General features: G+C 49.6%; 1 protein-coding gene. It reads left to right on the top strand.

The window, feature by feature from the left end; translation table 11 throughout:
- A partial coding sequence (locus R7044_RS26540) for a glycoside hydrolase domain-containing protein (RefSeq protein WP_225456153.1) occupies nucleotides 1-603 on the top strand: 603 nt, incomplete at both ends.

Genomic DNA, 603 nt, shown 5'->3' with positions numbered 1-603 from the left:
GCTTACACCGCGTCAGTAAAATCAGCACGTTACACGCCGCATGAATACCCACAGATTCATGACGACATCCTAAGCTCACTTATGGCAGGTCAGTTGAACTACCACGAGAAAGAACAGTGTGTTCGTTACCCGAACTGGAACTCAGTGTCGTACTCGTTGGAATTCTCATTCTACGATTGGACGATCGCAGAAATGGCAAAAGCCGCTGGTGATATGGACGCGTATGAAGAGTTCAAAGCCCGTTCTTACAACTCATTGAAACACTGGGATGCGAAAGCAGGCAACGCAGACGGCACGGGCTTCTTCGTACCAACAGAACTGAAAGAAGGCGACCCATGTGCACTGAAATACGCTTCAACTGACTTCGACCCTTACAAGTCTGACGCGTTCTACTACACAGAAGGCAACGCGTGGCAATGGCAATGGGCGTTCATGCAAGACTTAGACAAGCTGACTGAAATCATGGGCGGCACGCAAGGTCTGAACGACAAGCTGAACAACCTATTTACTGCCGATCCAAATGGCGGCGAAGCGCACCAAGACAAGACAGGCTACATCGGACAGTACGTTCACGGTAACGAACATTCGCACAACGTAATCTAC

This window comes from Vibrio sp. 1402 (genome assembly GCF_033340275.1).
Note: the sequence above shows the minus strand (reverse complement) of the source record. Positions and strands in the feature narration are given on the sequence as shown.